The sequence below is a fragment of the Synechococcus sp. R6-5 genome (genome assembly GCF_047461775.1).
Classification (GTDB): Bacteria; Cyanobacteriota; Cyanobacteriia; order Thermostichales; family Thermostichaceae; genus Thermostichus.
Genome location: NZ_JANSHV010000190.1, coordinates 1 through 5,784, shown reverse-complemented (window position 1 = coordinate 5,784; position 5,784 = coordinate 1). Strand labels below are relative to the sequence as shown.

The 5,784-nt window shown below is 55.9% G+C and carries 5 protein-coding genes; all 5 read right to left on the bottom strand.

Translation table 11 applies throughout. The features are described 5' to 3' along the window. Positions 1 to 2 precede the first annotated feature (2 nt). Complete coding sequence (locus NW818_RS10385; RefSeq protein WP_414424499.1) at positions 3 to 503, bottom strand: nitrate reductase associated protein; 501 nt, start codon at positions 501 to 503, stop codon at positions 3 to 5. 24 nt (positions 504 to 527) lie between these two features. Continuing rightward, positions 528 to 2,663 carry a molybdopterin oxidoreductase family protein gene (locus tag NW818_RS10380; protein WP_414424501.1) on the bottom strand — a complete coding sequence of 712 codons (2,136 nt, stop codon included), beginning with the start codon at positions 2,661 to 2,663 and terminating at the stop codon, positions 528 to 530. Between the two features lie 108 nt (positions 2,664 to 2,771). Then, complete coding sequence (locus NW818_RS10375) at positions 2,772 to 3,305, bottom strand: Uma2 family endonuclease (RefSeq protein WP_414424498.1); 534 nt, start codon at positions 3,303 to 3,305, stop codon at positions 2,772 to 2,774. A 33-nt stretch (positions 3,306 to 3,338) separates the two neighbouring features. Continuing rightward, positions 3,339 to 4,181 (bottom strand): ABC transporter ATP-binding protein, encoded by an 843-nt coding sequence (locus tag NW818_RS10370; protein ID WP_414424500.1) that lies wholly within the window; start codon positions 4,179 to 4,181, stop codon positions 3,339 to 3,341. A 38-nt stretch (positions 4,182 to 4,219) separates the two neighbouring features. After that, positions 4,220 to 5,784 (bottom strand): ABC transporter substrate-binding protein (locus NW818_RS10365; protein ID WP_414424497.1); only part of this gene is annotated, 1,565 nt, incomplete at its 5' end.

The following is a 5,784-nucleotide window of genomic DNA, read 5'->3' as shown; positions in this document are numbered from 1 at the left end:
GCTTAGCGGTCGGAGTCGGGTAGTTTACAGTAACTGCAATCACCATCCCTCGACATCTTCAGGCCAAACTCTCGCAGAGCGGGCAAGAAATTTTTGTTTTCGTGATGGGATCGGCTCAACTTCAGCAAGGCAAATCTCTGGATATCGTGCAAGTTTCTCCAGAAATCGAGGGCAAGCCGGATCCCCAGGTCTTGAGCTTTTTGTTGGACAGCCATCGGGATCTGGTTGGGATTTTGCCATTCAGGCTGGGGGTCAATGGGAATCTCTTGCGCCTCTTCGTGGCAGATGGAGCGAACCAAATGGCGCAGATGGTTGCGGAGTTCTTCTAGATCCTGTGGAGATTCAGAGGGCCAATCAACACACTTCCGCCGCTCTTCTAAGGAAAACTTGGCCCATTGATGGAGCTTGAGCTTGATCCCGCACAAATCCAGCTTTAGGCGCAAGGTCATGGGGATGCATCGCAGAGAGTCGGCAAAATCTTGCTCAAACTGAAACAGAGTCATGGGAACCTCGATTAGGAACCAAATCTAGAGTTGAGGGGATTGCTTGAGCGGTGGATCGGCTTTCTCAAGAGCAACGGCGCAGGCTTTTAATTCCGGCTGGCCGGAATCGGGACAACTGATGTCATGGGTAAGGGCATTACACTCGGCTTGTTCTGCCCAGAGGGATCCCCAGTGCATGGGTACAAATAGCGTACCGGGAGCAATGTTGGCAGTTATCTTGGCCGGGAAATAGGCCCGCCCGCGGGCAGAACGCACCTGAACCCAATCCCCATCTTGGAGGCCCAGCTTTTCCGCATCGCGAGGATGGATTTCAATAAAGGGTTGGGGGTGCATTTGCTTGATTTTTTCAATCCTGCCGGTGCGGGTTTGGGTGTGCCAATGGCCGTAAAGCCTGCCCGTGGTTAATACGTAGGGAAACTGGGGATCCGGCGGCTCTGCTAGGCCACGGGAATGGTGGGGGATAAAGCGGGCGCGGCCATCGGGGGTCGGGAAACGCCAATCTGTGTAGAGGCGAGTGGACTTAGGGGCCGAGGTTCTTTCTTTGGGATAAGGCCATTGCTGAGGGCCTTGTTCTGCCAAAAGGGCATGGCTGAGGCCGGAGTGATCGCAGAGGCGATTTGCGGTAAGGGCGGCAAATTCTGCATAAACCTCTGCCGCGGTTTGGAAGGAAAATTGTGCTGCAAAGCCCAACCTGCGCCCCACTTCAGCAAAGATCTCCCAATCGGGTCGGGCTTCGCCAGGGGGGTCTCGAAAGGCTTGACAAAGGGTAACCCTGCGCTCGGAGTTGGTCATCACCCCGGTTTTCTCGCTCCACTGGCAGGCGGGCAAAAGCAAATGGGCATATTCTGCCGTTTCTGTAGGGTAATAAGCCTCTTGGTAAACGGTAAAGGGAGACTTTTTCAGGGCTTTTTTGACCCGTTCCAGATCCGGAAAGCTCACCAAAGGATTGGTGGCCACAATCCAAAAGAACTGCAGGGATCCCGTCTCCAGAGCGGCAATCATCTCGGTGGCCCTCAGTCCTGGGTGGGGGGAGATGGAGCCGCCGGGCAAACCCCAAGCCTGCTCCACCTCTGCCCGATGCTGGGGATGGCTCACCAGCCGATATCCCGGCAGCAGATGAGATAACCCCCCCGCCTCTCGACCACCCATGGCATTGGGCTGGCCGGTCAAGGAAAAGGGGCCCGTCCCCGGTCGGCCAATTTGCCCGGTCAGGAGATGCAGGTTGATTAAGCTGGTGATCTTGGCGGTGCCCTCGCTGGACTGGTTTAGGCCCATCGACCAAAGGGATAGAACTCTCTGGGATCCCTGCCAAAGCTTGGCTGCTTCGATCAAATCCTCGGTGGCAATTCCGCAGCGCTGGGCCACAATCTGCGGTTCATAATCGGCCAGCAAAGCTGCATATTCAGCAAAACCTTGGGTGCAGCCCTCGATAAAATCGGTAGCCATTGATCCCCACTTCAACAGCAAATGGGCAATCCCATTGAAAAGATCGATATCCGTACCGGGGCGAATTTTTAAGTGGAGATCGGCAGCTTCTGCTGTCTGAGTGCGCCGGGGATCCACGACCACCATTTTGAGGGGGGATCCGGGCTTGTGCCGCTTCTTCAAGCGATTAAAAAGAATGGGGTGGCACTCGGCGGTGTTGGTGCCCACCAGAAAAGCCAGATTGCAGAGATCGAGATCCTCGTAGCAGCAGGGGGGGCCATCGGATCCCAGGGATTGGGTGTAGGCCGAGACGGCTGAGGACATGCACAGGCGCGAGTTGGTGTCAAAATTATTGGTGCCCAGGCAGCCCTTAATGAGCTTTTGAGCAACGTAATAGTCTTCAGTGAGCAACTGCCCCGATCCATACATAGCCATGGAGTGAGGGTTGTCTTTGAGGCAGCGCAGCCGAGAAACCATCTCCTCAAAAGCCTGATCCCAAGAAATGCGGCGAAAGGGCTGATCCAAGCTCTCCCGAAACAGGGGATAGAGCAGCCGATCCCGACCAACTGCCTCCAGGATCGTGGCCCCCTTTACACAGACCATCCCCAAGCTGGAAGGATGATCCCGGTCGCCTCTCATTTTCCAGTCACCTGAGGCTGTCGAAACCGCCTCCAATCCACATCCCACACCGCAATAGGGACATAGGGTTTTGATGACAGCTTTTTCCGACTCCATCGCGGTCACCATGAGTTGGGATCCCTATTAAACGCCCAATTCTCTCGCATTTTGGATCCCTTAGCTGAGAAGAGCGGCAACTTGGATCTCCAAGCCAGGTAATACAACCTAGCTCTTGTCAGTGTCCTGTTCAGCTAGCCAAAGATGGCCATCTTGAGTTTGGATAAAAACGTATTTGCTTCTGGGAAAAATCAGCCAGACTTCCAGCGCACCGGAGCTGAGATACTCTTGGGCTTTTAGGAAAATATCTTCTCCACAGTCGGTTGGAGAGAAGATCTCCTCAACCAGAGGATAGCTCTGCAGCAGCGTGGCAATATCCTCTCCAAATTGCTGGATTAAATCTGGAGATGAGTAGGCAGCATCAGGTCTTCTGACTCCGCCTTTCGTTTGGCCGGGAGCCTTCACCAAAACCATACCCCCCAATGGCTGACATTCAACATAACTGAGCCAACGGAAGAGAAGTCGGGTTTGGATCTTGGCATGCACTAAGGTTTGCCCCACTTTCTCTATAATGTAGCCATCTACCCATTTGGTTTGGGCAACTGGATTGGCCAGATAGTCGGCAAGGGTTTTGGGCAAGCTAGAGACCCGCTCCTCCATTGGGAGATCGGTTGGAACTACCTGAACCGGAGCAGTGGCCATCAACTTCCCTCTCCAAGTATTTTGAACCCTAGCTCAATCCCCTCCATGGGCAAAGCGGCGATAGAGGAAGTCAAGCGCGCGGTTGCGCGCTTCGTAGAACTCGGGCATTTCCATAATGCGGGAGCGGATGCGCGGTCGCTCAAAGGGAATGGTCAAGATCTCACCAATATGGGCAGCGGGGCCGTTGGTCATCATCACCACACGGTCTGACAAGTAAAGAGCTTCGTCGATGTCATGGGTAATCATCAAAACCGTGCAGCGGTGATCCCGCCAAATGGCCAGCAGCTCATCTTGCAGCTCTTCTTTGGTAATGGCATCCAAGGCCCCAAAAGGCTCATCCAACAGCAAAACTTGCGGACGAACGGCAAGAGCACGGGCAATGGCAACCCTTTGCTTCATGCCTCCAGAAAGCTGCTTGGGCCGCTTGTGGGCTGCCTCTGCTAAACCTACCAATTCTAGGTGTTCTTCAACGATTTCCCTTTTCTCCCGCCGGGATTTGTTTGGGTAAACCTGATCCACCACCAGATAAACATTTTCAAAAGCCGTCAGCCAGGGCAAAAGGGAATAATGTTGAAACACCATCATCCGATCTGGCCCTGGGGAGGTGATGGGCTGGCCCTTGAGGGCGATGGATCCCGAAGTGGGAGTCGAAAAACCCGCCACCATGTTGATCAAGGTGGATTTGCCACAACCCGAGTGGCCGATAATGCAAACAAACTCACCGGCGGCCACTTCCAGATTGATATTTTCCAGCGCAACGAAGGGCCCTGCTGAGGTGAAGTAGGTCTTGCCCACATTCTGAAGACAAAGAAGGGGCAGTCCTGCAACCGGAGAAGCAGAAGATAGCGGTGAGGAGAACGTGCGGGAGCTGGTCATCATGGTGTTTTCCAATCGAGAGTTTAAGGTAACAAAAGCTAAACTTCGCTGAGCCGGTACTCCTGCAGCTTCAGATCCTGCCGGATGGCCACCGACTCCAGGTAAGCAACGGGATCCTCTCCGTCAAAGCGGGATCCATCGCCAAAGAGTAAAGCTCCGCGGTCGTGGGCCCGATCCGGCAGGCCCAGTTCTCTGGCGGCTAGGGCGTAGGTTTTGCTGTCCAGAACTTGGTCGAGAACCGAAACCCAATTGCGGGGAAAAGCGCAGAGTCCCCAGCGAGCCATTTGCGTCAAGATCCAGAGGTGTTCCAACCTTTCGGGACAGGTGTTGCGCCCGTTGGCAAACTGGTGAAAACCGGTGAGGGCTTGGGATTCATCGGCCATTCCCCGCTGCAGGATGCCCCTCCACCCCGGCTGCAGATCCTCCAGGGCCACGCCCACATACTGGGGCTGAGCCAGCCACTCCAAGATCTCAGAACGGTGCTGCGGCTGATCGCAGTAGTGACAAGCCTCCAGTAGTGCCTTGACCAGAGCTACATGGGTACGGGGGTAGTTTTGCGCCCAATCCTGGCGCACCGTCAGCACCTTTTCGATGTGGCTGGGTAAGATTTCAGGGGTGGTGGTGACGATAAATCCCAACTGTTCCCGCACGGCGCGGGAGTTCCAGGGCTCGCCCACGCAGTAGCCATCGATGTTGCCGGCCTTGAGATGGGCCACCATCTGCGGCGGCGGGATCACGGTTAACGTGACATCCCGATCCGGATCCACCCCCCCACCGGCCAGCCAGTGCCGCAACAGGAAGTTTTGCATGGAAGCCGGATGAACCACTCCCAGGGTGTGGACTGTGTCGGGGGTGTGGTTGAGGTATTGGCGAAAATCCGCCAGGCTTTGAACGCCTCGCTCCAAAAGTCTGCGCCCAAAGGTAATGGCGTTGCCGCCGCGGGAGAGGGTTAGCGCGGTAATCAAAGGCACCGGAACTCCCCCTACTCCCAAGGTGGAAGCCAACGGGATCCCGGCCACCACCATAGCCGCGTCCAGCCGACCGGAGCGGATCCCTTCCCAGATGGTCTTCCAGCCTGGCTCCCGCACCAGGGTGACCTGCTCCAGGCCATGCTTTTGAAACAGGCCTTTTTCCTGCGCCACCACCAGCGGGGCGCAGTCGTTGAGGGGCACAAAGCCAACCTCCAAATTGACCTTCTCCAGGCCGTGTTTGGCAATGGCCACGCGAACAGGCGTTTTTTGGCGAGCCCGCTTTTGCTGGTTGAGAAAGTAGATCATCTCTCCCCGCAGGCTGTAGTAATCGGGGTGACGCACCACTTCCAAACGATGGCGGGGCCGAGGAAAAGGGATCCGCAAAATCTGGCCAATGCGGGCCTCCGGGCCATTGGTCATCATTACCACCCGATCCGAAAGCAGCAGCGCCTCATCCACATCGTGGGTAACCATGACACAGGTGAGCTGCTCCGCCTGGGCAATCTCCATCAGTTGCTCCTGCAGGTTGCCGCGCGTCAAGGCGTCCAGAGCGCCAAAGGGCTCATCCAACAGCAGCACCCGCGGACGGATGGCCAAAGCCCGGGCAATGGCTACTCGCTGTTTCATCCCTC